Here is a 22829-nt window from a genome sequence, read left to right as displayed (position 1 = left end):
GCCAATATAACCCTACCATAATCTAAGCGCCGTTTAGCTCGCCTACAGAAAAGACCATCGCATTTCGCTGGAATATAAAACACTCAAAATATTGGCATCTAGCATACACATGTTCAAGCTCCCGCATATAACTTTATTCAAGCTGTCCAACTATTTTATTTGGTAAGCAAAACTGATACGTACCTGCACTGCCACTTTGACCGTTGACTTGAACTGGATCAGCACGCTGTCGGTGGTAGGGTCGCTCCAGATCACGCCCGTCATCATCGGCTCCTGCACGCCCGAGCAGAACCCGGCTGCATCTGTGACTGCCGTAAAGTCTGATGGAATAGGGATCGACAGTAGCAATTGGGTGAGCGTGGATTCGGTTACTGGCGTCAACGTAATACAGCCTGACACTGACACCAAACTGCCGACCCGGCTGTACATAAGCCCATCACGTGGTACCGCCACGCTGAGGTTCTGCAGGTTGCTGAGCATTGGGATGTAGGTTCCGCTGCCGTACTGGGTGCCTTGCAAGTTGTCGCCGTCGATTAAAGGCCCGTAGATCAGTGCCGTGCCCTTCGAGGAAAAGTGGTTGAGCCCATTGCCGCCGTAGGGGAGCGACGTGGTGGCGGTCGGGTTGGGTGCGCCCCAGGCCTGTGCCGAAGTCAACTGCGGCCGGTAGGCCAGCGGTTCGCCCAGGTTCACATGATTGACGCGTGCCCATGGTCCGGTGTCGAGGTCGTAGTAGCGGGTCAGAGGGTAGAACTGGCCGCCATGGGTCATCAGCTTCATGGCGGTGCGGGTCGTATCCTGCTGGCCGTCCAAGCTGATTGCCAGCCAGACACCGCTTTTGATCACCTCAAGGTTGAACGACCCGGCCGGGAACGGGATGGTGGTGTTGATGGTTTGGTAGTTGACGCCGCCGCAGTAGCACTGGAACACGAAGAAGCCATTCGAGTCCTTGCGGATCTGCACGATATCGCCAGAGCTACCGTTACTACCGCCCGCGCCCACCCGTACAATCGGTGGATTGTTCGGGTTTTCGGACATGCTGAAGGCTGCGTTGTTGGCCGCAGCATCGCCGACAAACGCCAGGTTCATGGCGAAGTCATGGGCGGTAACCGGGCAGATATACATGCCGTTCGGCGCTGCAACACTCGCCGCCAGACGCTTCATGGCCGTTGCCAGGATATCTCGACCGTCTATAACGATACCGCCCATGCGATTGCCATCGATCAGGCCATAGTCGTTGTAGAGCGCAAACGAGCGCACCAGACCGGCCGCGAAATCACGGCCCTCCTGCTCATCGTAGCTACCGTAGGAAGCGAAGGCGGCGTTTGGGTCGGCACACACCGAGGGCTGAGTGATGAACACTAGGTCAGGTACCTTGGCGAATCCTTTCATTTTGGCCACCGCCGACGTCAGCGCGGCATTTGAGATGTTGCCGCTGTCGTTGCTGCCCATGATGATGTAGATGACGTCCGGCTTGACGTCCGACAGATAATCAATCCAGGCACGCCGCGAATCGGTGTACCACGATGGAAACACAGTGGGCTTGTCGTTGAGGTTGGCGAAGGTCTGACCACCGATACAGCGGTTATGGAAGGTGATCTTCTTATCCGGATTGAGCTGGCGGATACGCAGAGACAGCATCGCCGCTACCCCGCCGCCGGTGTCCACCGTGTTGGGGTTCCAAGTGCCGGTCGAACTGCCGGTCAGCACTACGACCGGCGCCCTGGTATTGGAGAAGGTCTTGAGGTGGCGAGCAGGCTCCAGGTCGTGGAAGGTAGGCGGGCTCGTCGGTGCAGACTCCGGAATGACCCGCACCCGGTAAGAGGCATTGCCCGAGAGCTGACCCGTGCCTAAAAAGCGCACGTTGGTGCGGTTCTTCAGGGCGCCCACGCAGACGTACTCACGCGAGACCACCGCCTCCTGCCCGCCTATCGCCAGCACCGCGTCGATCACCCGCTGGATGATCTGCAGGTCGCTTTGACCTTCAAACCAGATGGCATGGATCAGACCGTTGAAGATGCGCTCCCAAACCGAACCGTTCCCTCCGACAATGTAGGTGCCGCCGTTGTCACCTTTGCCTGACCCGATCAGGCGCCGGAAGGTGCCGGCGATACCGCCCTGGGTTAGGGTCACCTCGGCAGCCGTGCCGATGTAGGCGCGCAGGTCGTCGTAGTTGGCCAGCGTGGTGGACTTGTCTACCTCCTGCTTGACCGCGTTCAGCTGAGTGTCCAGCTCTGAGACCTGTCGCGCCGCTTCTCTCGCCTGGCTGGCAGCATCATCGACCTGGGAAGTACGTGCCACATTCCGGCTCAACCAGTCATCGTGTATGGTGCCGGCGCCATCAGCGATCGGCATCTTGCCAGGCTCGGGCTGAAAGCTGGCGGTACCGCCCGTGACCACCGCCGCGGCTTTGGCCTCGCTGGCAGCTGCTGCAGAAGCGTTTCGTTCGACGCTGGCTCGATCAGCTGCCACCTGTGCGACCGATTCTGCAACGCTCGCGCGCGCGCCGACAATGAAGATGCTGGCCTCCTGAGTCACCTGCTCGGAAAGGCCGGCGGCGATCTGGCTTTGCTGGGCCGCACGAGCGCTGTTCTCGGCCAGGGCGGTGTTCTGCTGCACGGTGTTGCGATCATCTGCTACGGCCAACTTTGCCTCTTGCGCCAGGTCCGCAGCCTCTTGGGTAACCTGCCGGTCCGCCGCCACGGCCTGCGCCTGCTGTGCGACCTGGGTGGCGCTGCGCGTGACGCCTTGCGATTGCTCCTGCACCTGAGCTGCGTTCGTTTTGACCTCGGCGCTCAGCTTCTTCACGGCGTCGGCATTGCTGCCGGTTTCGTCCCGCGCCGTCTGGATCTGCGCCAGCATCTCGACCGATGCGTCAATCTCCGCCCCGGTGTGGGCGCTGTTGTAAGCCATGTGTCTTTTCTCCAGGCAAAAAAAACCGCCAGTAGGCGGTGTGTTGTTGCTGATTTGGTCAATAAGCGGTGAGGATGAGGTTGCGCTCGCTACCGGATAGGGCATCAACCATCAACCCCAAGACCGGCTGTGGATAGTCGACGCTGAGCGAGGAAACCTGCATGCCAGGGGCCAGTGCACGCTCGATCCGCGAGACAGGCGCCAACGTCCCTCCGACGCTCACCTGCCAGTCGCGAGTGGTGCCCGGGGTCACGCCGATGGCCAGCACCAGCGAGTTGCGCACCGTGGTCCCGAGATCGGCCGGTGCGGCCGGCGCCGACTGCGCCGCTAAAGTGAAGGTCGACCATGCGCGGGTACGAAACGCCAGTACGGCCGTGAATACCCCGCTTGCCGCGCCTTTGTACCACCTGGGAGCAGCCAGCCCGGCGACGTAGCGCGCCGCGCACAGGTAATCCTGGTTGCCGGTCCGCCAGCGCTGCCAGCCATTCGTGAGCATCTCGGTCGGCGCCTGCTCGGAGCGTGGCGACATGACGCCTACTAGCAGATCGCCCTCTCGGATACCAGCCGGCAGGCCTGGCGTGATCGGCGCGCTGTCAGTGGTCAGCAAGTTTGTCGAGCCAATGAACTGCCAAGCACTTGCCGAGCCCTGGACATTTCCCAGCATCAAGGCGGCCTCAATCATGACCGCGCTCCTACCGAACCCACCCAGCCATCCCCGATCCAGATAAGGATGATCGTAGTCCAGGTGGTACCCATCACCGGCGACTGGCTGTTGTTCCACAGGATGCCTGGTGGCCAGGCAGGTTCAACCGTGCCGGTGATGTGCAGCACCACGGTCATGGCCCGCCCGCCTGCCGGAGCGTTGGCAAAGGACAGAGTGCGCTTGATCGAGGCGTCGATCTTGAACACCTGGCTCTGCGCCAGATCCAGCAAGGCCGTGCTGGCCGCCAGGCTCAGGTCATAACGGCTCAGGCTGCTGGAAAAGTCGACGCCACCATCGAGACGCGCCAACAAAGGGGCACCGGCCTTACCAGCTGTGGCCGGCAAACCTGCCGAGGCCTGCGCTGCCGCTGCAGCCGCTTGCGCCGCTTCCCGGTGCCCCCTGCTGGCATCGGCCTGTCCTTTGGCCGCAGCCGATTGACTGGCTGCCGTCTGGGCGCTTTGCGCCGCAGCCGAAGCGTTGTCTGCCGCCTTCTCGACCTGCAACGTACCGCTGTTGGTGATCTGCCGTGCGATTTCAACGACGGCGTCCACCTGGTCGCCGACGTGGTCCACCACCTGGTTGATTTGGTCGCCGAACGCCGGCAAGGCCGCCATGAAGCTGTCGGCCTGCGCGGCAAAAGTCCCCGCCGAGTTTTGTCGGCTCGGGGCTTCAGGCAGCCGGGTAACAATGGGTGTTGCCATCAGATGAGTCCTTCGACAGAAATGGAGCAGTCCGACGCTATCGGGCCGCTGATCACCAGGTTGAATTCTTTATAGAAGCCGTAGAGGATCGTGGATTGCAGGCTAGCCTCACCAATCCACACCAGTGGCTTGGCTCGGTACTTGCCCAGCAGGCGCTGGACCTGCGACACCATGCTGGTGGGCACCATCACGTCGAAGTCGGCGCGCTTGGAATAGTCTCGCTCGACCACCACCATGTTGCCGAAGTCGTCGCGCTCCTTGCGGCTGTAGTCCGTGATCCCCACCGCTGTGCCATAGAGCGCCTCGCCCAGCACGGCGGCTTTGCCCAGTATCAGCGCGCCTAACTTGGCCAGCCCCCCGGGCTTGGCGATCCTGATCTCGATGGAGCCATAGCTGCCCACTGGCACATCGAGCAGCACGAAGTCTTCGTTCACCTCGACCGGAGAGAAGAAGTAGTCGTACCAATCGTCAATGCCGTCAGTGGACACGGGTGAGACGCTCGACTCGTAGACGATGCCTTGATAGGGATCGACGACTCGCACGTAAATCGACGCCGCGTCCAGTCCGAAGAACGCCAGCGAGTCCACCGCCCGGCCCGGGGCGATGGTCAGCGCGATGCTCTCCGGGTTGCTGGTCTCGGTACCGATCTTGTCATCGAACAGGCGCCAGCGGTTGGTGGGGCCCAGGTCCAGCCAGGTTGGTGGATCGGTAGCGGCCCCGGCCGGGCTTTTGTTGCTATGCGCGACGAGAGCTTCGTAGTTACGGTGCTCGAGCATGACGCGCTCGCCGAGCGCATACGCCTTCGTCGGGACCCAGACCGGATAGTCGTTCTCCGGGACGTTGGTAACGAGCGAGGCGACCTGGAAGGACTGCCCTGCTTTGACCACCAGCGGCTCGGCGCCGGGCGCCACTTGAAACGCCTCCATAACCGCCATGCTCGGGGTGATGGTGACTGGTTCAATGATCCTCACGGGTACAGCTCCTGTTCCAGTTTCTGCGGTAGAAGATCGGTGTTCTTGGCGGCTTTCAGGGTGTTCTTGGCGATCGCGAACAAGGCCGATTTGAGCTCGGCTCGAAGCTCGCGCACCTCTGCGGCCGTGGCCTCGTCCTGGCCGCCTGCAAGCATCGCTGCCGTCTGGCCTGCGTTGTAGATCCGGCTGGGCCCGGTCACCTCCAGTTCCGGTCCACGCTCCCCTACCAGGCGCAGGCCACCACTGAATATGCCCCCTGAGGCATAGCCAGGAGTCCTGACGGACTCACCGTTTGCAGCACCGCCACGAGCGATGGTGTCCATCAAGTTGGCATAGGTGACAGAGCCGTTCTGCAAAGCAGCCGTCCAGGTTGCTAGTCCTGAAGCATCCAGCTCCCTGCCAAGAACGGCCTGATACACCGCCCGCAGCAGCGCCACGTTGTTGTCGGGGGTGTTCTGCCGAGCAGCGTTGGCGTCCTTGATCGACAGCGAGGCAGTGATGGCATAGCTCAGCCTGTCGACTGCGGCCGCCACCGACACGATCGAGTTGTCCACGCCGTTGAGCGCATCGACCTGAGCTTGAGCAAGCGAGAGCTGCACGTCGTATTGAGCCATCTGTAGGTCGTATGACTGCTTGGCCTGCTCGATTCGAGTCTGCAGGCTTGTAACGGTCTTCTCGGCCGCAGTCAGCTGTTTTCCATTAGCGGCGTTGAGCTGGCTGACCACGTTGGCAGTGCGACCCTGGTCGCGGTTGAAGGCCTCAAGCGAAGCATAGGCCGTGGTGTTGTTCTGGCTCACCACCTCGAGCGCATCGCTGAGCCCGGTGATGCTGCTCATTGACTTGCCCGCGCGGGTTGCGGCCAGGGCGTTGGCGAGCGTGGCCTGTGCCTGGCTGCGCAGCATCTTGACCGCGTCGTCAGAATTGCCTCGCAGCGCCTTGAGCGCACTGCTCAGGTTGTTGCCCACCGACGTCAGGCCGCTCACGGTTTGCTGGGCCGTCTGCGACATGTCGTTCAACGAGGCCGTCTGTGCATTGTAGGCCTCAGTCAGAGCGGTCTTTTGGGCATTGACGGCGCGCTGTACAGAACCCAGCGCAGCCGTGACGTTGCTTTCCAGGGCGGCCGCGACCTTGGCCGCTGCTTCCTGCGCCGCCTGTGCTGCTGCCGTGGCCCGCGCCTCGAGGACATCATAGGCCTGCGCCGCGGTACCGGCCGCACCAATCAGCGTTTCGTACATCTGCTGACCGCTTGCGGTTGTGAGATCCAGTGACTCAACGACCTTGCGATAGGCTTCCCGCGTTTCCGGCAGCACCACGTTCATGGCTTTGAATTGCTGCCGAACAGCTGACAGTGTCGACTCCGCGCGCTCTACATCCGTGAAGAACGCACCGGTGTAGGTGCTCAGGCTATTTGCAAAGGCTTCGGCGGCTTCCTGCACTGCCTGTGCTGCCGCCGTCGAACGCGCTTCGAGGATGTCGTAGGCCTGCGCGGCGTTACCCGCAGCACCGATCAGCGTCAGATACATCTGCTGACCAGTCTCTGTGGTCAGGTCCAGGGATTCGATCAGCTTGCGGTAACCTTCCCGGGTCTCTGGCAGCACCACGTTCATATCCTTGAACTGCTGTCGCAGAGCAGCCAGCGTCTTGTCGGCCCGCTCGGACTCGCTGAAGAAAGCCCCGAAGTATCCATTGAGGCTCTCCGTGTAGGCCTCAATACCGCCAGCTGCGGTGACCATGGCGTTAGCCAGTTCCATCGAATGCGGAGACAGCTTGAGCATGGCCACATCGATGAGCTCCAACGATTTGTTGAAGCTCTCGAACGTGGCGATACGCTGGCCAAGCTCGGCAAAGCTGTATCCGAAGCCACCTGAACCTTGATCGAGGTAAGTGACCATCTGGTCAGCGAAACCACTGAACAGATCATTGATAGCCGCCTGGATCTGCTCTTGGGTTTGGCCCTTGGTCGAGATCTGCTTGCGAGCGATGGTCAGGCCAGAGAAAGCACCCTCACCTACCGAAACTCCGATTCGCGCCAGCAAATCGACGACACTGTCCTGCGTCTCGCTATAGGTCTGCTCCAAGGCTGCCTTGAACTCAGGATTAAGCGCCGAATACTGCGTGCGCTTTTTGCTCGAGCTGAACAGCCCGCCTTTTTTCTTCTGGTAGATGTACTCCCAGCCTTGGAAGTCGCCGTCGCTTACGCCCAGCTCGAAACCGCCATCCTTGGTTTGCCATTTGCCACCAAACAGCGCTGAGCTGACTTTTCCCAGCACTGCCGAAGCCAGTGTCGAACCGGTGAGCATGGCTGCCATTTTGCCGCCCACCAGCTTGGAGGCGATCTTATCGGTCAGGCCCAGGCTGGCGAGCATGGTTTTGGCCAGAGGGTCGTATTTAATCAGGTCGAGATTTGTGACCTCACTAGTCTTGAATCTCACGCCTTGATCGTAGAGCTTGCCGCTCTGATAGGCGCCAGTAATGGCCGCTACGACCCACCCAACAGGATTCGAAGCCATTGCCGCCAATTGCCCCATGAGCCCAGTACTCACACCTGCGGCTGCTCCACCAGCTGCAGCGGTTCCGGCGCCGGCATAGGCCGCTCCCCCTACCCCGATACTGCTGCCGACGGTGGCTGCGCCCTGGGCGACCGCGCCCTGAAGCGCCGCCGAGGTGGCTGCGTTGGCCGCGATTTGGGAGCTGGTCGAACCCAGGATGGAGCTCACAACACTGCCAAATCCGCTGTACAGACTACTGGTCAGGCCGCTGAACAGGTTGGCGTAGTAGCTGTAGCCTCCGTTGATGGCCCCGCTCAGGCCGCCAGAAGCCCAGCCGGAGGCAATGCTTGAGCCCACCCCGGTGATAGCGCTGTAGACCTTGTAGAGCATGTTGCCGGTGCTGGCCAGCGAGCTGAGCTGGCCAGTGCCGCCACCGCTTGAACCGTTACCGAGCAGTTTGCCCCACACCGAGGAAAGGCCCTGGCCGTTGTCGGTACCGGTCAGCCAGTTACTGATCGAGGCCAGAAGCGGCTTGGTGGTCAGCATGTGGATGATTTCGCCCAGGGTCTGCTTAAACCCTTTCACCAGATCGCCCCACAGGGTGCTGGCCCCGCTGCCGATGTTGGACCAGGCGGTGGCGAAAGCCTGGTCCACCCGGTCGATGGCGCCCTCGGTCATCTGGCCCCAGAGCGTCGAGTTGCTGCGGTTGATCTCGTATTCGTTGCTGAGCTTGCCCAGCGCCTCTTGATACTTGGCAGCATTCTCTGGGTACAGCGACATGGCTGCATTCAGCGCTTTCTGCTCCTCGGTGTAATCGCGCAGCAGCTTTTGCTGCGGGTAGAGCCGATCAAGGATCGAGCCCGCGCTGACCGCATGCTGGGCGATCCTCACCGCCTCCTGCTGCGCGCGGGTGGCCTTGACCAGGGCCTCGTACTCGGCGCTGGACTGGGCGATGTCCTTGCCGGCCAGGGCCACCTTCAGGGCCTTCTGTATGTTGTAGTCGGCCAGCGCATCTGCGCCCTGCAGCGTGGCCTTGGCCACGGCGGTCTGGTCGGTCGCTTCCTGCCGCAGGTCATACGCCTGCTTGCTCACCGCCAGCCGGTCCTCGGCAGCCATCTGCCTGGTGATTGCGGCGGTGACCGCATCGCGCGCACCCGCCCCAGACTTTAGCAGTGCCTCCTCCACCTTCTGCTTGAGGGTGAACTCGCGGGAGCGATCATTGCCGGCCAGGTAAGCGGCCGCCAACCCCTCAGCCGAGGCTATAGCGATGTCCGCCTGAACCTTCAAATCGGATAAGGCTTTGGCTTGGTTTTTGGCCTGGGTAGCTGCCTCCTTGGCCGCGCCAGTCGCCCCCTTGGTGGCCTTGGTGGCTGCATCATCCGCCGCATTCTGGGCATCCTTGGCTGCAGCAGCAGACCGGATCGCGACGACCATTTCGTCAGTCAGCAGCTTGTTTTCAGCGATGAACCTATTGGCTGCCTGCAGCGCGGTTTTATCCTGGGCGGTTGCCAGTTGCTTCTGCAACTTCTCCAGATACTTCTGTCCCTCTCCGGCAGCCGATGCCTTGGCAGCCGCATTCTCACGCTCCGCCCGGGTGTTGTCATCCGTAGCACCAGTCAGCTCGGAGAACGCTTGCTTCTGATTCTGCAGAAGGGCACTCAACTCGGCCACTGGCTGCTGGCTGGACTCCAAGGTCCGCGCCATCTGCTCCGTAACGCCTGGCATCAAACGCAGCTGATCAGCCACCGCCTTCCAGTCAACGGTGATGCCTGCGGCCTGATCCTTCGATGCCTTGCGCACCAAGTCCAGCGCAGCCTGAGCCTCGGCCGGCAACTTCACCAGGCTGGCCATCAACCCGTCAGCGCCCGCGGCACCCATGTTGCGCAGGTCGGACTCAAACTTGTCAGCCATCGCCCCAGACATCTGGGTCAGTTTTTCCTGGGTGTCTGCGATTTTTGCCTGAAGCTCACGCAGGGTGACGGACTGCGTCGCCCTGTTAAGCTTGTTGAAACGCTCAGCGAGCTTGTCTACTGGATCGGCTAAATCGCCAAGCTCCTTCTCAAGAGAGCCAGTGTTGTCCCGCAGGGTTAGGAAAGCGGTCGCGGCACCCACCGCCAACATCGCGATCCCAACAGGACCGCCGAGCAAGCCGAGCAATGTACGACCAGTGCCGACGATTGCGCTTTGGGCAGCGCCCACGGCTGCCGTGGCGCGAGCCTCAACCATCCGAGCCTCAGCGAGCTGCAACGCCAGCTGCTTCTCAACCGCCATGCCGCTGATGCGAGTCTTGGAAGCCGCCAGCTCCTTCTCAGCTAAGAAAACGGCGGTTTGGGCCTTCCGCTGATCTGCCTGGGCAGCAAGCAGCACAGTGGACGCCTGCGCACGCCGCGCCATGGAATCTTCAATAGCCGCCTTCGTGGCGAGCACAGACCCTGCTGCAGAAGCGGCCAATGACCGGGCGTAAACAGCCAAAGCACCGGCAGCGGCAACGCCCGCGATTTCGGCGATAGTCCCGAAATTATCGGCCAGCACCGATATCCCAGACGCGAGCACTCCAGTGAGATCAGTTGATTCATTCAGCTGGCCCACGTAGACGGTGAAAGCGTTGTTCAGCGCCGTCAGGGCATCGCGGACGGCAACTCCCATGCTGTCAGCCAGCAATCCGTTTGCAGCAGCGCTTTTCTGTAAACCCTCAGTGAGGATGTCGAGACTGAGCTTTCCTTGTGCCCCAAGGCTTCGGATCTCTTCGGCACTTTTGCCAGTGGCCTCAGCGATGGTGTCCACCACAGTCGGCATGGCCGCGAGAATGGACTGCCAGCCGTCCGCATCGAGCTTTCCGGTCTGCAGCGCTTTGGAATACGCATCAATGGCTGAGCTGGCTTTATCGACTGAAGCCGAGTTGGTCACCAGCAGGTAGCTGAAACTATCCATGACGTCCATGGATTCATCAGCGCTGAGCCCCATCGAACGCAAGCTATCCGCTGTACGGATGTATAGCTCCTGGGCCTCCTCCAGCGGCCGGTAGGTCCGGTTCGCTGTGGCCAGCAGGCGATCTTGGACAGCGGTGTACTCGCCGAAGCTCTTCGTAGCCAGGCCGATACGATCCGACATCTGGGAGTAGGAGTCGGCCGCCTTGAGGATCGAGCCTACAGAAACAGCCCCTACAGCGGCTGCCAGGGCGCTTTTGAGCAGTCCTCCGGCGTTCTGGGCGCTGGCACCTACTCGATCAAATGCGTCGTCTACGCGCGCAAGGCTCGAATCCATCCGCTTGGACGTTGACGCAACCGCCGACTCACCCCGTGCGATCTCCTGGCGGAGTTGAGCCGTGGTGGCCTCAATGCGTACCAGCATGCCTTGAACGTCAGTATCTGCCATGTTGCCCCCGGGCGATAAAAACCCGCCAGGGCGGGTCAGCTTTTAGCCGCCGATCGAGACGCAGCAGCCCCTCTCAGGCCGCGCCGAAGGTCTTTTGCCACGGCCGCCTTGGAGGGCTGCGTCTCCGGCTGGCCGAACGGATTGGTTTTTTTCAGGAAGTCAGCTTTCGCTTCCCAGGCCAGGATGATCTCGACCACAGGGGTATCCCAGGCGTCGTGCGGTGACCAACCCAACCAGCCGGTTGCTATTCCGAAGAGCTCATCGACGTAGCTGCCGTTGCCGGGTCGCTCGGTTCGTTTCCCTGCGACTCTTCGAGTTCTTCATCGGTCTTGCCGCCTGGGTTCAGCAGTGCCTTCACGAATTGCAGTACCTGGGTTCCGACCTTGTTCACGCCGCCCTCGAACACAGCCTCCTCGACCGCCTCGAGCTCTTTGCGCTTGTTGGTGTCGATACCGGCGCCGGCGGCGATGATGAATGCGGTGGCGGTGATGTTGGCCGCGCCCAGGGTCTGCATCGCTGGCAGAATGCCGCCGAAACGGTTCTCCAAAGCGCGAACAGCCCGAAGTGTGGGCTTGAGGGTAAAGCTGTCGCTGCCGGCTTCAACGACGACGGTGCCATGATTGGTCTTGGACATTGCGGGTTCCTTGAATTATGGGGTTTGAGCGAAGGAGGCGCGGCCAGTAGCAGCGCCTCAGCCGGAAGTTACGGGTCCGGCTGGTCTTCGTAGATCTCGGAGTTGATACCGATGGTCACGGTGCGCTTGAGAACATCCTCGGCGCCGCCGACCTGTTTGCGGGAAGACATGACCTTGGCGGCGAAGTAATCGGCGACACCACTTTCGTACAGCACTTTCACTGGGTAATCGAAGCGGCTGCGGTCTTTCTGTGCGGCCTGCAGCGCCAGCTGACCCGCATCGTCGTCGAGCAGACCGATGGACAGGTCGACAGATCCGGCATCGGCCAGGCCTTTGAGGTGTCGGGTTCGGGAGGCGGCGAGCGAGGCGAACGTGACGTCACCCACCTCATCGCCGTAATCGCCGATGTTCTCGACTTCACCGATCTCGGTGTAGGTGATGGCTGCCAACAAGGTCAGTGCAGCGGCCGCATCCTTGGGCAAATCTGCGGTCAGGCGCGGGCCGATGAAAATCTTCGTGCCGGCTGCGGTAGTAACAGGCATGGGTAGTCCTCCTGGGACAGGTGATATGCCGCAACGCGGCGGATTCAGGGGTAGATCAGTGTTGGGTGAGGACGCGCAGCGTCACTGCACCGTGGTAGGTCCTGCCATCAGGCTCGCGGCTGGTCTGCTTGCGCGTGACCTGCATGCCGATGACATGGCCGGTTGTGAGCACCAGCGGCTGGTTGTGAAGCAGGGCGTCTATCTTGGCCATGATCTCGTGCACCTCCTTCTGGCCCTGGTACTGGCTCCAGACCGACAGATACAGGAAGCGCTGATCCTTGCGGCTGGCCAAGAAATCCGCTGCATCGCTGACTGCACTGTCGAGAGTCACGTAAGGAAACGGGGAGTTATCGGGTACGCCGTCATGCACCGGGCATGGCAGGCCCGCCTCAAGACGAGCATGCAGAGCGACCTGCAGGGCCCATGCTGGATCTGCCATATCACTGTCCTCTGGATGCCCTGTCGAGCGTACGAGCGACTGCCGCCCTGATATCGGCGAGAACAACCTCGCGGTTCACATCCATCGCCGGCCTGAGCCAAGGGTGGGCAGGCATGGCAGGAATGTCAGGCGATTTGCCAAACCAGTTGGTACCGTCGGTTTTGTTCGCGGCCCTTCCCGCCCGGCGACCGTTCTCCTGGCTCTTGAAAGTGCCCTTGGTGCCGTACTCCAGGAAGCGCAGGTAGAAATACCGACGATTCGCCTTCTTACCACGTAGACCAATCTGAGCATCCAGGCCGCTGGGGGCTACATAGGCAGTCAAAGCGGCTGCGCCGGCGCCGGTATCCTTAGGCACAAACTGCTTCATGCTGGCTAGGATCTTCTCGGCCCCATCCTGCATGGCCGCCCTGACCTCGTTGTCGACGGTCTGGTGGATGGTGCGAAGCACCTTGCGCAGCCTGATATCGCCCGTCAGGCGCGATCGGCGGGCCACTTCACTCGCCCTTGGCCGCCGCTGCAGCCTTGACCGTATCGGCCGTCTTGGTGGAAGGGGTGACCTCTTCCGCCTGCTTGTTCTCGACCAGGCTACGACCCTCTTCCGCCTTCACGTCGAAGGTGTCGCCGATGGCCTTTTCGCCCATGGGGCCAGAGAGACTGGCCAGCGCTCGTACTTTCATGGTGGTTTCCTCAAGGATTGATGACGTTGGAGCAGAGCAGCCGCAGCATGTCTCGCTCGTTGCTGGGCAACACAGCCTCGATCAAGTAGGTATCGTCAGCTGACACATGTACGAGCCGCATGCCGTTCTTGTAGATGCGCGAAAAGCGCACCCGGATTTCGGCAGACACAACGTTCTGGATCTGGTTGGCGACTGGGTCGACCCGACCCGTGGGTAGCTGAATCTCTGCCCAGATGGGCTTGACCTCCACCCAGGACTTGCGCCTTCCGCCGCCTGGCTCGGGCGTGGACCTCTCTTCCTGCAACTGGCAACGATGGCGAAGCGGGCCGGCCCTCATATGCCCCACCCGACCCGGTAAGGCGTCAGCAGCGCTTGAGAACCCCGGGGCAGGTCGGTGGCGATGGTGCCGATCACAACGTCTTCGCGGTTGGCGTACAGGTGGCCCAGGATCAGCAGGCAAGCGGACTTGAACGGTGCATTGCTGAGCATGGGCTTGTCCCCGGCAACTTCGGCTGCGATCGCCTCAGCCAGCGACTGCGCATCGACGTAAACCTGGCGGTTGAGGTAGTTCATTGCCGAGAGCTCGGCCGAGTCGATCAGCAGTTGTAGGTAGTCGTCCTCATCGTCCGGATCACGCAGGTGGGCGCGGGCCTGGGCCATGCTGATCAGCGACATGGATCACTCCTCCAGTGGAGTGCGAGATACCAGATTGCGACGCTCTAGGTCTTCAGCATGCCGCCGCGGCACCTGGTAACTTGGGCCGCCGCGACGACGCAGTTCGCCTTCGTCCATGTAGGTCCGCATTGGGTAAACCTCGACACTGATAGGGTTCGGGTCTGTACGCGGAATCGTGGTCGACTCAGCTTTTACCTGGTCTCCACTGGCTGCTTGGCGCTGCTCGTCGATACGCGATTGCGTGACGTCAGTTGCATCAGCGTGCGAGGCCGATATTTCGGTTGCTGTCGGTTGCTCCACGAGCAATGGCCTCATTTGCTCGAGGCCAGAGTCGGCATTCACCGTGACAATTGCCGGTGCCTGCTCAGGATCGAGCGGCGAAACCTGCTCGGCTGGTCGGTCTTTGGACTGAGAATCCTCGAGCTGATGTTGCAACGCTTCGGGCGCTGAGGGCGTGACCGTGTCAGCCTTGTCCTGCTTTTTCGTGCTGGCCATGAGATTGACTCCTCAATGGCGCCGGGGCCGGCGCCGTTTTTGTTGGGTTAGGACGTGCGAGTGAGCGGGCCAGTGACGAAAGCTTCGCCTCGATAGATGGCCAATGCTAAGCGCTGCTCCGCACGGACGGTCACCATGTTGTTCTCGAAGTCTTTGTCGTTCTCGGTCGAGATGAGGATCTCAACATCCATGCGGTCGAAGATCTGGGCACCTAGACCGAATGCACCTACCAGGAAGTCATCGACCGGCATGGCCTGCGTGGCAACTACGGGACGCCGCCACATAGTGGGTTGGGTATCACCTTGAGGCTGGCCAATCAGATAGCGTCCTTGTGCATCCTTGAGCAGCTCGATCATGGCCCAGTCGATTGGGTTGAGAACGATGCCGTCCGAGGGATACTCAGCGAGCTCTGCCTGCAGCAGCGCCAAACGAATGCGGTCAATGCGCTGCTCACCTGGCACAACAACACCGCCAGGAGGCGAGTAGAGCTGAGCCGCCGGTACGATCCCCCCAATGTTCGCTCCGGTACCGTTACCGAACAGCATCTGCGACTCTTCCGCGAGTTTCAGGCCATAGTAGCCACGAGCGTCAATAAAGCTGCGCAGCGCAGGTGCATCGTCCAGGATCTGCCGACTGGCCTTGAACAGGTGAGCCAGCGTGCGAACGGGCGCGTTCTCCAGCTTGAATTTAATGTCGGAGTAGGGCTTGGCGGTACCTTCGGCGACTGGTCGGGCGCTGTTGGTGAAACCTTCCTCTTGAACGTACTCCACCGAGTTGCTGCCAGTCTGGCCTGGTGCGATGAGGTCACGGATAGTCAGTCGACGCTCAGGGATTGCCTGGATGCCGTAGCGGCGATCAGCAGGTACTGTGTCCGCCGCCGATCCGGTTGCCGAGGTGATAGCTGCCCGAGCTACCGAGATGCGGCGGGAGCCGCGGAACGAGGAATCAACACCCTCCATCTCCTGAGATGCCGTGACGATTTCGCCGGCCGTCTTTTGGCGGTCCGGCTCACTGCGCGAGCGGTTAGCGTTAACAAGCTTTTGCTCTGCTTCCTGCAAGCGCGCCGAGACCTCGCCCTGCTTGGTTAGCAGCTCGTCAACCTTCGCACGCGTTTCGGCGTTCATCTCACCGGAAGCTTTGATCTGCTTCTCGGTGGCCTCGGCCTGGCTTTTGATCTGGTCGCCGATGCCCTTGAGCGTGGCGTTGATTTCTTTGACTTGGGCTTCATAGTCCACGGTCATTTACCTTTCAGAGAGTTCAAGAGATTGGTTGCCGCGCTCAGTGAGGCGGAGAGGTCTGGCGCGACAGCGTTCGGCTTGTCGGTCAGGGCAGCGCGAGGCGTACCCCCGCCAGCAGCGCGAGGCATGCTGGACTTGAAACTGGCAAATAATTCGCGGCGCTCGGACCGGGGCATACCGGCTTTCGCGAGCGCTGTGTCCATGGCCTTCAGGGCGTTGGCCTGGGCAGATTCCTCGGTCTCCCGCTCGGTGATTTCCCCCGGGGCGAGGATGCTGGTAGCTAGGCCGAGCTCCACGGCACGCTTGCCGCGGATGAACGTCTCGTCGTCCATCAGCTCCGCCATGCTCTCAGGGGTCTGGCCGCTGGTCTCGGCGTAGAGGTCGCTCATGGCGGCGTCGAACTCCTGCATGTCGTCGGCCACGTCGCGCAGGTAGTGGCGGTTGCCGGCGAGGAAGGTCCAGCAGTTGTGGATCATCAGGAAGGCGCTGCTGGCGACCTGGCGCTCGGCGCCAGCCAGGTAGATGATCGACGCGGCGCTGGCTGCCATACCCAGCACCTTGGTGGTGACCTTCTGGCTGTGCTCGAGCAGGCGGTTGTAGATGGCAATGCCTTCGAACATGTCACCGCCTGGCGAGTTGATGTACACCGTCACCTCACGGTCGCCAATGGCCCGCAGCGCTGCATCGATACGCTTGAGGGTCACGCCCTCCCCGTACCAGTCCTCACCGATAACACCGTAGATGGTGATGGTTTCCGAGGTGTTTTCCACGGCCGCCTGAATGGCGGGGTTCCATTTATCGAGCGCACGCGGGCTCATCTCGCTGCGCAGGCCGCGAGACTGGATCTTGTGTTTCATGGGTTACTCCCCGGAGTTGCTTTGAAGCCAGTTCATCAGCGCCGCGCGCGCGGCTTGGCTATCGTTTTGTTTGCCCAGCTGGTCAAGCGGTACCAGGTTCGATTGCACGGTGAGGATGTCGCCGCCAGGCATGCTGGGCAGGTTCTCTTTGTGCCGACCCTCGTTTCGGGTCATGTAGCCGTTTTGGCCCATGGTGCTGAGGTAGGCGGCACGGCCGGCACTGTCAGCGCGCAGGAAGGCTTCCAGCGAAAACTCCGCGTAGTGCTTGATCCGGTCCACCGCTGTTAGGCATCGCTTGTTCACGCACTGCTCGATTGGCGCCGTGTAGGTCATGATGCAATAGGTCAGAAACGCGATTTGCTGTTGCTCAAGGCCTGTGCCCCAGTTACTGCCTTTGTCAGTTTTCATCACCATCCAGGGCGGCACGCCGAACCAACGACAGATCTCCTCGATGCTGTGCCCACGTGACTCGAGCAGCTGGGCGTCAGCCGGGTTAATGCCGATCATCTCGGGCTTCACGCCTTGCTCGAGCACCGGGCTCTTACCCGCATTGAGCGCGCCAGAAATCGTCTTAACGTAGTCTCGAAATTCGGCACGCTGCGTGGGGTTGAGCGTCTTATCCACCGAGAAGGCTACGGTGGGCATCATCCCGTTCTTGAAGGTGGTATTGGCAGCATCGTCGGCCGACATGGCCGAGCCGAATACATCGGCGCCGTAACGAATTGCCGAGAGGCCCATCCGGCCATCCAGGGTGAAGGCCGGGATGTGCAACATGTCGCCCTGGGCAATCTCTCGGCGAGCGCCCTTGCGCGGCTGGAAAAAGTAGCGCAGCCGACCATCATCGTCCGCCTCCGGAGTTACCCGCGACGGCATCAGGAAGTCTAGTGCGATGACCCGCCCGCCGGACCGGTGAATCTCACAGTAAGCATTGCCCCACAGCAGCATCGAAGCGACGACCGCCTGCCAGAAGTGGAAGGCTGCCATGTCCTCATTCGGGCTGTTGTGCACCACGTCGTAGAGCGGGAAGTCTCGCGCCGTCTCGCGCCCGCCGTCCGGGAGGCGCCGGTAGATGCTGAGAGGCAAGCCTGCGACCGAGGTGGAGATGATGCGAACGCAGGCCCAGACCGCCGACAGGCGCATGGCCTTGTCGACCGTGACTGACTTGCCGCTACTGGACTGGGCGCCCAAGAAGGCGCTCCAGAACCCGCCGTCCGACAATCGAATGCTTTTGCCCAGCCAACTGCTCATGCTTGCCGAGGGCTTGGCGGCTGCTGTGCCGAGCGCCTGAGAGAGGGTTTTAATCACTGCTCAGCCCTCGGCGAATGAACGCTGCAATGCTGAACAGACTGACCGAGCCCGCGAGCAGAGACCAGCCCGTACCCGCCAGCATCCAGACGCCCGCGCAGGCTAGGCCGAATCCGCACACCGCGCAGATGATGAAGTAGTGAAATGCGTTCATGCGATCAGTGGATCCCGAATGCCGGCCATGAAGTTTTCCATGCCGCCTTGGCCCTCGGGATTGAGGGCCATCAGCGTCACAGCGTTGAATAGCGCCATCAGCGGGTCGATCTTGGCCGAGCCGCTGGCCTGCTTAGTAATGAGGATCGAGTTGCCACGGGGCTCAACTTTGGCGTTACCGCAGCACCAGGCCATCATCGGCTGGCCACCGTGTAGTAGCGTGCCCTCGGCCAGTTTGCGCTCGGCGGTTTTGATGGCTCCGCCCAGACGCCAGCCTTGGGAAATGCCATCGATCTTTTCGCGCGGAATTCCAACAGCCTCCAGCGCGTCGAGGATCGCCCCGACGCCGGCCGGGTCCAGCCCGACCTTGTCCAGCAGGCCGGCCTGTTCGACCTGCGCCACCAGTTGTGCCACCGCCTCGATGTCGTCGCCGATGCGTTCAACCAGGGTCAGGTGCCCATCCTTCGCGAAGTCGCGGATGCGCGGCGCTTCTGCTTTACGCCGCTCCAGTACTGATGGGTGGGCCCAAGCATGGGTCCAGGTCAGCCAACGCCGTGTGCCCTGCTCTCGACCGAGTGCTGCAAAGCCAAGCAAGTCATCCAGCCCCCCGCCATCGACACCGATATCGATCACTTCGCACCGCTCAATCAGGTCTTCCAACGTCCGGCATAGCTCGGAGGTCTGTGTCTCCCAGAAATCAGCACCCGCCCAGCGATCCGAAAGCAGCGCCAAGCCGATCTCCACGTTCAGGTGCTTGGCCAAGAAGCCGCGGAAAGACTCCTCGCCGTCCAGCTGGGCCTGTGCATAACCGCGCTCGATGAAAGGTTCGTCGACCGACAGCCCAAGGTTAGGGTTGGTGATATACGCGTTGGAGAAGTCCCGGTGTTCGCCGGCGTCAAGCATTGCCTTGGGGAACTCGTACAGCACCGGCAGGAACGATTTATCGACGATCTCGCCGTCGCGCACCTTGCGGGCGTACATCAGCTTCTGGCGGAACACGCCAGCAGGCGGGGCGTCGGACTGGGTGGTGGCCCAGATGATGAACCCCTCCGGTCGGGATGCCAGGCCACCGGTGGCCTCTCTCAGCATCGCCTCGGCATTGGCGCGTTTGCCGAACACCCACAGCTCGTCGATGAACACGCCAATGGCCTTTTTTCCCGACACTGTCTCGCTGTCTGCTGCTACTACCTTGAGCGTGGCATTTGTCTGCCGGTGCGTCACCGTGCGCAGGTGATCCTGCACCTTGAGCAAGGCTTTGAGCTCGTCGTCGGCACCCACCATGTCCCGGATCGGGAGGTAGGAGTTATCCGCGATCTCCTTGGTCGGCGCCAAGATAATGAACTCACCCGACGCCCGCCAGTTGAGGATCAGTGCGGTGAGCATGATGCCGGCGGCGATGGTCGACTTGCCGTTCTTCTTGCTGATCAGCAGCATGAACTCGCTGATCAGGCGCCGGCCCGAGTCTGGGTCGTAGGCGCCGAAGATCGCAGCCACAAACTGGTTGACCCAGTCACGTACGGTCTCGCACATCAGTGGACTGCCGGTGGCGTCCACCATGCGCAGCGCACCGAACACGTCGAGGGCTTCCTCGGCCTCGGTCGGGAATAGCGGCTCGAACGGAATCAGGCCCTGGCGGGCGACGATGCGCTGCTCCCAGTCTGGGCAAGCGGTTGACCACTCCATCATTTCACCGACTGCAGCGGGCCGCGGCGGGTGCCGAACTTGCCGTTAGCTGCCTTATCGGCGTTGGCCTGGGCCTGGTCCTTCTTGCCGCTCTCGCCTTTGCGAGGGTGAACGAATGGCATCAGCGCCTTGGCGGCATCGACGCGCAGCTTCGCTTCCGTTTCCTGGTCGTTCATCACCGCCAGGAGGAAGTCCTTTGGGTCACGGTGCAGCAGCGCCTGGGCCAGGTCGAACCCGGCAGGTTCCCGCTCGGTTTGATCCTCCGGTGCCGAAGGCGCTTCCGGGCCCGGCCCAGCCTCTTTGGCAGCCTTGGCGGCGGGCCTGGCTTTAACATCCGGTTTAACATCGCCTTTAACATCTGGAGGCATCAGCCCCAGGGCGCGCAGCTTCATCAGTTCGGCCGCCACGTCCTTGTCCTTGACCAGCCGAGAGCCCGCCGCAGACGCTGTGCGCTCGGAGTAGCCAGCGGCCACAGCAGCGTCCCGATTGGACGCACCTTCCCTCAGCGCGGCGATGAAAGCGCGCTTGCGGGATGTTAAAGCCATTTAACAAAAATCCTGTGGGGGAAAAAAATCTGTACGTGGGGTCGGGAGCGGTCTAGCTAGATGAGAACCCCTAGCTTTTGACCCCCCTACCCCTTTGTGGCACGTCACTGGTGTGCTTAGGGAAAGATCCCGCACCTATTTGGTGCGCCGCGCGGTGAACCCACTACGCCTGCGGCCTCTTCGGCTTGTTTGACCGTGTCGTGGCAGGACTTGCAGAGCGGTTGCCAGTTGTCCTGGTTCCAGAACAGATCGCGATCACCCCGGTGCGGCACGACATGGTCAACAACGCCGGCGGCGGTCGTTCGCCCGATCTTCGCGCAGTAGGCGCAGAGCGGGTGTTCTTCGAGATATCGCTCCCTCGCCTTCTGCCACTTGTAGTTGTACCCGCGCTGCGAGCTGGTCATTCCACTACGCCAACTGCTGGGGTCTACTAGCTTGACCCTAGTGTTTTCGGCTTCCTGTAGGCGGGGGCTGATCGTCTTGAGCCTGGCCATCAACGCACCTCGACCACGATGCCGCGCTCTATCCAGCGCGTGACGCGACCAAGGTGAGGATCACGCCCGGTGAGGTGACACGCCAGCAGCACGCCAGCCAAGTAGTACTTCAACCACCAGCGGTGGCGGCAGACGATCGTTGCGTAAACCTTGGCCATGGCCGATGTTCCTTATCTCTTGTACCAAGTCAGCTGGTAGCACCGTGCATCAGGCGGTAACTCAGCAATGGGCCAGCGCAGGCAGTCCATGTGCTTGCGCTCTGGCCTGGTGCGACTCACCCTCAGCGTCTGCACCAGGTAGGCAGAACCAGCAGCAGTGGTTATGTAGTCACCAACCACGATGCCGTCGGCGCCGTCCACGTAAAGCTTGCAGGGTGTATACGGCGCTAGTGTCCTAGCCACCTCTCACCCCTCTCGGCGCATACCAATTTGGCTGGCGATATCGGTGGCGCGCTCGCGAACCTCAAGCGTTTGGCCATCGAACGTATGGACGATGGCGCAGATGCCGTGCCATTGAGAGCTGGCGCTGGCCTCGCTTACACGAGCGATAGCAGCAGGCGCCAGGTAGTGATTGTTGCCGTTGGTGCTGGTCAGCTTGATCACGGTCGTTCCTCGCTCTGTACGCGATTGAATTTGATTTACCACTTAATTTTGGTGGTTATAGCTGTAGCTTTTAGGGAAGATAAAAGGCTTGCATGGGCGGCTCTCAGTGACTTGACGCGCTCTCGCTCCTCTGCCCTATTTAGGCTCTTACAACGAAAAGTCCTCGGACAAGGCGGTAACAGAATGGAATTTCAAACAGACCAATTAGACGATCTTTCGATCCGAGTATTGACTACCCTTTTTCAAGCTTTTCCTAATGCTATTCGTTTGCTTCCAGCTGATTTCGGGATAGCTGCGAGCCATCCTTCAAGCGAAGAACTAGCACCAAAATATGGTCCGATGCCACTCTTGGCGACCAAGAATTTCCTCATGGGTCAAGGACTGATCCTACTTGCACAAACCGAGGAAGGAGCTGGTCATAAGTTAAGTGCCACAGGCTTATATACCTGCGAAAAAATGGGTTTTACGCGGGATGTGGCCTGGGCTGAAGATGCGCCCCACTAAGGTGAAGGAAAAAAATCGCTTCGGAGCCGCGTATATAGACTTTGTGCCGCTCAGGGCGAGACTCGACTAAGGGCCTCGTCAGCCTTATCGGCAGCCTGTGTGGCGGTGGTGGCTGCCTTTGAGGCCTTAGCGGCCGCGCTACCGGTCTGCCTGGCCAGCTCGTCCAGCCTCTGATCACGCTGCAGGCTGGCTTCGTCATAGGCGGAGCGGATCTCGGCGACCTGCTCCAGGTAGCTGCGGGCAAGGGCCCATTGAGCGAGCTGGTAGCCGCCGAACCCGCCACCCACGACGAGCAACAGGGCGATTACCCAAACCTCAATGCGACGCCACCAGCGGCGAGCAATGAATTCAAGTGCGCATCTGTCCATCACGACATACCTCCAAGCTTCGTGCGCAACCGGGCGATCTCTTCGCTCTGCAGCGAGACGCGCTCAGTGAGCTGGCCGACTTGGCTGGTCAGAGCCTCGATCTTCCCTTCCATGCGCCCAACGGTGGCAGCAAGGTCGTTGCGCTCCTTGGCGAACTGGTCAGCCCGGGCTTCGGCGAGCTTGCGGGCCTCGCGTTCAGAGTCGAGCAGTTCGTTCAGGCGGCGCACCGTGCCGATATCGGCGTTATCCATCGCGCGATCTGCCGCGTCTTTCGATAGGAACTTGCGCAGCCAGAGGAAGACGCCCAGCAGGACGGTGCCCGTACCGCCCAGCCAGGTGGCTGTGCCTGGGCCGAGGTCGGTCGGGTCCATCCATTTCTCCAGAAAAGAAAAAGCCCCGGCATATGCCGAGGCTTCAAGGTGGCTGCTGCTGATGGCGAGTTTGCTCTCGCGCACCTACCGCAAAGTAA

The 22829-nt window shown here is 61.2% G+C and carries 27 protein-coding genes; 1 reads left to right on the top strand and 26 read right to left on the bottom strand.

What is annotated here, in order from left to right; all coding sequences use genetic code 11:
* Positions 1–150: 150 nt before the first annotated feature.
* The 24 genes from ACK59L_RS14320 to ACK59L_RS14205 all read right to left on the bottom strand — a co-directional run bounded on the left by ACK59L_RS14320 (position 151) and on the right by ACK59L_RS14205 (position 21488).
* Complete coding sequence (locus tag ACK59L_RS14320) at positions 151–2910, bottom strand: hypothetical protein (RefSeq protein ID WP_409274344.1); 2760 nt, start codon at positions 2908–2910, stop codon at positions 151–153.
* A 58-nt stretch (positions 2911–2968) separates the two neighbouring features.
* Positions 2969–3592, bottom strand: coding sequence for a hypothetical protein (locus tag ACK59L_RS14315; RefSeq protein ID WP_409274342.1), 624 nt, complete (start codon positions 3590–3592; stop codon positions 2969–2971).
* Positions 3589–4314 carry a hypothetical protein gene (locus ACK59L_RS14310; protein WP_409274340.1) on the bottom strand — a complete coding sequence of 242 codons (726 nt, stop codon included), beginning with the start codon at positions 4312–4314 and terminating at the stop codon, positions 3589–3591. The genes ACK59L_RS14315 and ACK59L_RS14310 overlap by 4 nt, the downstream gene beginning before the upstream one ends.
* Positions 4314–5285: a hypothetical protein gene (locus ACK59L_RS14305; RefSeq protein WP_409274338.1), complete on the bottom strand. Its 972-nt coding sequence runs from the start codon at positions 5283–5285 to the stop codon at positions 4314–4316. Before ACK59L_RS14305 ends, ACK59L_RS14310 begins: the two co-directional genes overlap by 1 nt.
* Positions 5282–11149: a tape measure protein gene (locus tag ACK59L_RS14300; protein WP_409274336.1), complete on the bottom strand. Its 5868-nt coding sequence runs from the start codon at positions 11147–11149 to the stop codon at positions 5282–5284. Before ACK59L_RS14300 ends, ACK59L_RS14305 begins: the two co-directional genes overlap by 4 nt.
* A gap of 35 nt (positions 11150–11184) precedes the next feature.
* Positions 11185–11346, bottom strand: coding sequence for a hypothetical protein (locus ACK59L_RS14295; protein WP_161631449.1), 162 nt, complete (start codon positions 11344–11346; stop codon positions 11185–11187).
* Between the two features lie 47 nt (positions 11347–11393).
* Positions 11394–11783: a hypothetical protein gene (locus tag ACK59L_RS14290; protein WP_409274335.1), complete on the bottom strand. Its 390-nt coding sequence runs from the start codon at positions 11781–11783 to the stop codon at positions 11394–11396.
* 68 nt (positions 11784–11851) lie between these two features.
* Positions 11852–12325 carry a phage tail tube protein gene (locus tag ACK59L_RS14285; RefSeq protein ID WP_198740625.1) on the bottom strand — a complete coding sequence of 158 codons (474 nt, stop codon included), beginning with the start codon at positions 12323–12325 and terminating at the stop codon, positions 11852–11854.
* 55 nt (positions 12326–12380) lie between these two features.
* Positions 12381–12764, bottom strand: coding sequence for a DUF3168 domain-containing protein (locus tag ACK59L_RS14280; RefSeq protein ID WP_409274333.1), 384 nt, complete (start codon positions 12762–12764; stop codon positions 12381–12383).
* Position 12765: 1 nt separating this feature from the next.
* On the bottom strand, positions 12766–13257 hold the full coding sequence (locus ACK59L_RS14275; RefSeq protein ID WP_409274331.1) for an HK97-gp10 family putative phage morphogenesis protein: 492 nt from the start codon (positions 13255–13257) through the stop codon (positions 12766–12768).
* A 1-nt stretch (position 13258) separates the two neighbouring features.
* Positions 13259–13441 carry a hypothetical protein gene (locus ACK59L_RS14270; RefSeq protein ID WP_409274329.1) on the bottom strand — a complete coding sequence of 61 codons (183 nt, stop codon included), beginning with the start codon at positions 13439–13441 and terminating at the stop codon, positions 13259–13261.
* A 10-nt stretch (positions 13442–13451) separates the two neighbouring features.
* Entirely contained in the window at positions 13452–13778 is a 327-nt protein-coding gene (locus tag ACK59L_RS14265) for a phage head closure protein (protein WP_400562128.1), read from the bottom strand.
* Entirely contained in the window at positions 13775–14116 is a 342-nt protein-coding gene (locus tag ACK59L_RS14260) for a head-tail connector protein (protein WP_409274327.1), read from the bottom strand. The genes ACK59L_RS14265 and ACK59L_RS14260 overlap by 4 nt, the downstream gene beginning before the upstream one ends.
* 3 nt (positions 14117–14119) lie before the next feature.
* Positions 14120–14611, bottom strand: coding sequence for a hypothetical protein (locus ACK59L_RS14255; protein WP_409274325.1), 492 nt, complete (start codon positions 14609–14611; stop codon positions 14120–14122).
* 47 nt (positions 14612–14658) lie between these two features.
* Positions 14659–15852 carry a phage major capsid protein gene (locus ACK59L_RS14250; RefSeq protein WP_409274323.1) on the bottom strand — a complete coding sequence of 398 codons (1194 nt, stop codon included), beginning with the start codon at positions 15850–15852 and terminating at the stop codon, positions 14659–14661.
* Complete coding sequence (locus ACK59L_RS14245; protein WP_049696032.1) at positions 15849–16706, bottom strand: head maturation protease, ClpP-related; 858 nt, start codon at positions 16704–16706, stop codon at positions 15849–15851. Before ACK59L_RS14245 ends, ACK59L_RS14250 begins: the two co-directional genes overlap by 4 nt.
* A 3-nt stretch (positions 16707–16709) precedes the next feature.
* A complete protein-coding gene (locus ACK59L_RS14240) occupies positions 16710–18011 on the bottom strand; it encodes a phage portal protein (protein ID WP_049696033.1) in 1302 nt (433 codons plus the stop codon).
* Positions 18004–18165 carry a hypothetical protein gene (locus tag ACK59L_RS14235; protein ID WP_182387823.1) on the bottom strand — a complete coding sequence of 54 codons (162 nt, stop codon included), beginning with the start codon at positions 18163–18165 and terminating at the stop codon, positions 18004–18006. Before ACK59L_RS14235 ends, ACK59L_RS14240 begins: the two co-directional genes overlap by 8 nt.
* Positions 18162–19850 (bottom strand): terminase large subunit, encoded by a 1689-nt coding sequence (locus ACK59L_RS14230; RefSeq protein WP_409274320.1) that lies wholly within the window; start codon positions 19848–19850, stop codon positions 18162–18164. Before ACK59L_RS14230 ends, ACK59L_RS14235 begins: the two co-directional genes overlap by 4 nt.
* The gene (locus ACK59L_RS14225) at positions 19847–20392 is read right to left on the bottom strand and encodes a terminase small subunit (protein WP_409274318.1); all 546 of its coding nucleotides are present in this window, start codon (positions 20390–20392) and stop codon (positions 19847–19849) included. Before ACK59L_RS14225 ends, ACK59L_RS14230 begins: the two co-directional genes overlap by 4 nt.
* A 116-nt stretch (positions 20393–20508) precedes the next feature.
* Positions 20509–20886: an HNH endonuclease gene (locus ACK59L_RS14220; RefSeq protein ID WP_409274316.1), complete on the bottom strand. Its 378-nt coding sequence runs from the start codon at positions 20884–20886 to the stop codon at positions 20509–20511.
* Entirely contained in the window at positions 20886–21044 is a 159-nt protein-coding gene (locus ACK59L_RS14215; RefSeq protein ID WP_181074789.1) for a hypothetical protein, read from the bottom strand. The genes ACK59L_RS14220 and ACK59L_RS14215 overlap by 1 nt, the downstream gene beginning before the upstream one ends.
* Before the next feature lie 12 nt (positions 21045–21056).
* Complete coding sequence (locus ACK59L_RS14210) at positions 21057–21287, bottom strand: hypothetical protein (protein WP_409274314.1); 231 nt, start codon at positions 21285–21287, stop codon at positions 21057–21059.
* Between the two features lie 3 nt (positions 21288–21290).
* The gene (locus ACK59L_RS14205; RefSeq protein ID WP_028634949.1) at positions 21291–21488 is read right to left on the bottom strand and encodes a hypothetical protein; all 198 of its coding nucleotides are present in this window, start codon (positions 21486–21488) and stop codon (positions 21291–21293) included.
* 183 nt (positions 21489–21671) lie between these two features.
* On the opposite strand from ACK59L_RS14205, the gene ACK59L_RS14200 reads away from it, so the two are divergent.
* Positions 21672–21992 (top strand): hypothetical protein, encoded by a 321-nt coding sequence (locus tag ACK59L_RS14200; protein ID WP_409274312.1) that lies wholly within the window; start codon positions 21672–21674, stop codon positions 21990–21992.
* A 50-nt stretch (positions 21993–22042) separates the two neighbouring features.
* Here the strand turns inward: ACK59L_RS14200 and ACK59L_RS14195 are convergent, their stop codons facing one another.
* The gene (locus tag ACK59L_RS14195; RefSeq protein ID WP_409274310.1) at positions 22043–22360 is read right to left on the bottom strand and encodes a hypothetical protein; all 318 of its coding nucleotides are present in this window, start codon (positions 22358–22360) and stop codon (positions 22043–22045) included.
* Positions 22360–22731: a chemotaxis protein gene (locus tag ACK59L_RS14190; RefSeq protein WP_409274308.1), complete on the bottom strand. Its 372-nt coding sequence runs from the start codon at positions 22729–22731 to the stop codon at positions 22360–22362. Before ACK59L_RS14190 ends, ACK59L_RS14195 begins: the two co-directional genes overlap by 1 nt.
* Positions 22732–22829 lie beyond the last annotated feature (98 nt).

Origin of the sequence: Pseudomonas sp. KCJK9111, from assembly GCF_046231935.1 — a bacterium.
In the GTDB taxonomy this organism is placed as follows: domain Bacteria; phylum Pseudomonadota; class Gammaproteobacteria; order Pseudomonadales; family Pseudomonadaceae; genus Aquipseudomonas; species Aquipseudomonas parafulva_B.
The sequence above is the reverse complement of the archived record's forward strand: the minus strand, read 5'-3'. Positions and strand labels throughout refer to the sequence as shown.

What these genes read in the sequence shown, in the direction of transcription:
- ACK59L_RS14320 (WP_409274344.1), bottom strand. Translation starts at nt 2,910, where the DNA reads ATGGCTTACAACAGCGCCCACACCGGGGCGGAGATTGACGCATCGGTC.
- ACK59L_RS14315 (WP_409274342.1), bottom strand. Translation starts at nt 3,592, where the DNA reads ATGATTGAGGCCGCCTTGATGCTGGGAAATGTCCAGGGCTCGGCAAGT.
- ACK59L_RS14310 (WP_409274340.1), bottom strand. Translation starts at nt 4,314, where the DNA reads ATGGCAACACCCATTGTTACCCGGCTGCCTGAAGCCCCGAGCCGACAA.
- ACK59L_RS14300 (WP_409274336.1), bottom strand. Translation starts at nt 11,149, where the DNA reads ATGGCAGATACTGACGTTCAAGGCATGCTGGTACGCATTGAGGCCACC.
- ACK59L_RS14290 (WP_409274335.1), bottom strand. Translation starts at nt 11,783, where the DNA reads ATGTCCAAGACCAATCATGGCACCGTCGTCGTTGAAGCCGGCAGCGAC.
- ACK59L_RS14285 (WP_198740625.1), bottom strand. Translation starts at nt 12,325, where the DNA reads ATGCCTGTTACTACCGCAGCCGGCACGAAGATTTTCATCGGCCCGCGC.
- ACK59L_RS14280 (WP_409274333.1), bottom strand. Translation starts at nt 12,764, where the DNA reads ATGGCAGATCCAGCATGGGCCCTGCAGGTCGCTCTGCATGCTCGTCTT.
- ACK59L_RS14270 (WP_409274329.1), bottom strand. Translation starts at nt 13,441, where the DNA reads ATGAAAGTACGAGCGCTGGCCAGTCTCTCTGGCCCCATGGGCGAAAAG.
- ACK59L_RS14265 (WP_400562128.1), bottom strand. Translation starts at nt 13,778, where the DNA reads ATGAGGGCCGGCCCGCTTCGCCATCGTTGCCAGTTGCAGGAAGAGAGG.
- ACK59L_RS14260 (WP_409274327.1), bottom strand. Translation starts at nt 14,116, where the DNA reads ATGTCGCTGATCAGCATGGCCCAGGCCCGCGCCCACCTGCGTGATCCG.
- ACK59L_RS14255 (WP_409274325.1), bottom strand. Translation starts at nt 14,611, where the DNA reads ATGGCCAGCACGAAAAAGCAGGACAAGGCTGACACGGTCACGCCCTCA.
- ACK59L_RS14250 (WP_409274323.1), bottom strand. Translation starts at nt 15,852, where the DNA reads ATGACCGTGGACTATGAAGCCCAAGTCAAAGAAATCAACGCCACGCTC.
- ACK59L_RS14245 (WP_049696032.1), bottom strand. Translation starts at nt 16,706, where the DNA reads ATGAAACACAAGATCCAGTCTCGCGGCCTGCGCAGCGAGATGAGCCCG.
- ACK59L_RS14235 (WP_182387823.1), bottom strand. Translation starts at nt 18,165, where the DNA reads ATGAACGCATTTCACTACTTCATCATCTGCGCGGTGTGCGGATTCGGC.
- ACK59L_RS14230 (WP_409274320.1), bottom strand. Translation starts at nt 19,850, where the DNA reads ATGATGGAGTGGTCAACCGCTTGCCCAGACTGGGAGCAGCGCATCGTC.
- ACK59L_RS14225 (WP_409274318.1), bottom strand. Translation starts at nt 20,392, where the DNA reads ATGGCTTTAACATCCCGCAAGCGCGCTTTCATCGCCGCGCTGAGGGAA.
- ACK59L_RS14220 (WP_409274316.1), bottom strand. Translation starts at nt 20,886, where the DNA reads ATGGCCAGGCTCAAGACGATCAGCCCCCGCCTACAGGAAGCCGAAAAC.
- ACK59L_RS14215 (WP_181074789.1), bottom strand. Translation starts at nt 21,044, where the DNA reads ATGGCCAAGGTTTACGCAACGATCGTCTGCCGCCACCGCTGGTGGTTG.
- ACK59L_RS14200 (WP_409274312.1), top strand. Translation starts at nt 21,672, where the DNA reads ATGGAATTTCAAACAGACCAATTAGACGATCTTTCGATCCGAGTATTG.
- ACK59L_RS14195 (WP_409274310.1), bottom strand. Translation starts at nt 22,360, where the DNA reads ATGGACAGATGCGCACTTGAATTCATTGCTCGCCGCTGGTGGCGTCGC.
- ACK59L_RS14190 (WP_409274308.1), bottom strand. Translation starts at nt 22,731, where the DNA reads ATGGACCCGACCGACCTCGGCCCAGGCACAGCCACCTGGCTGGGCGGT.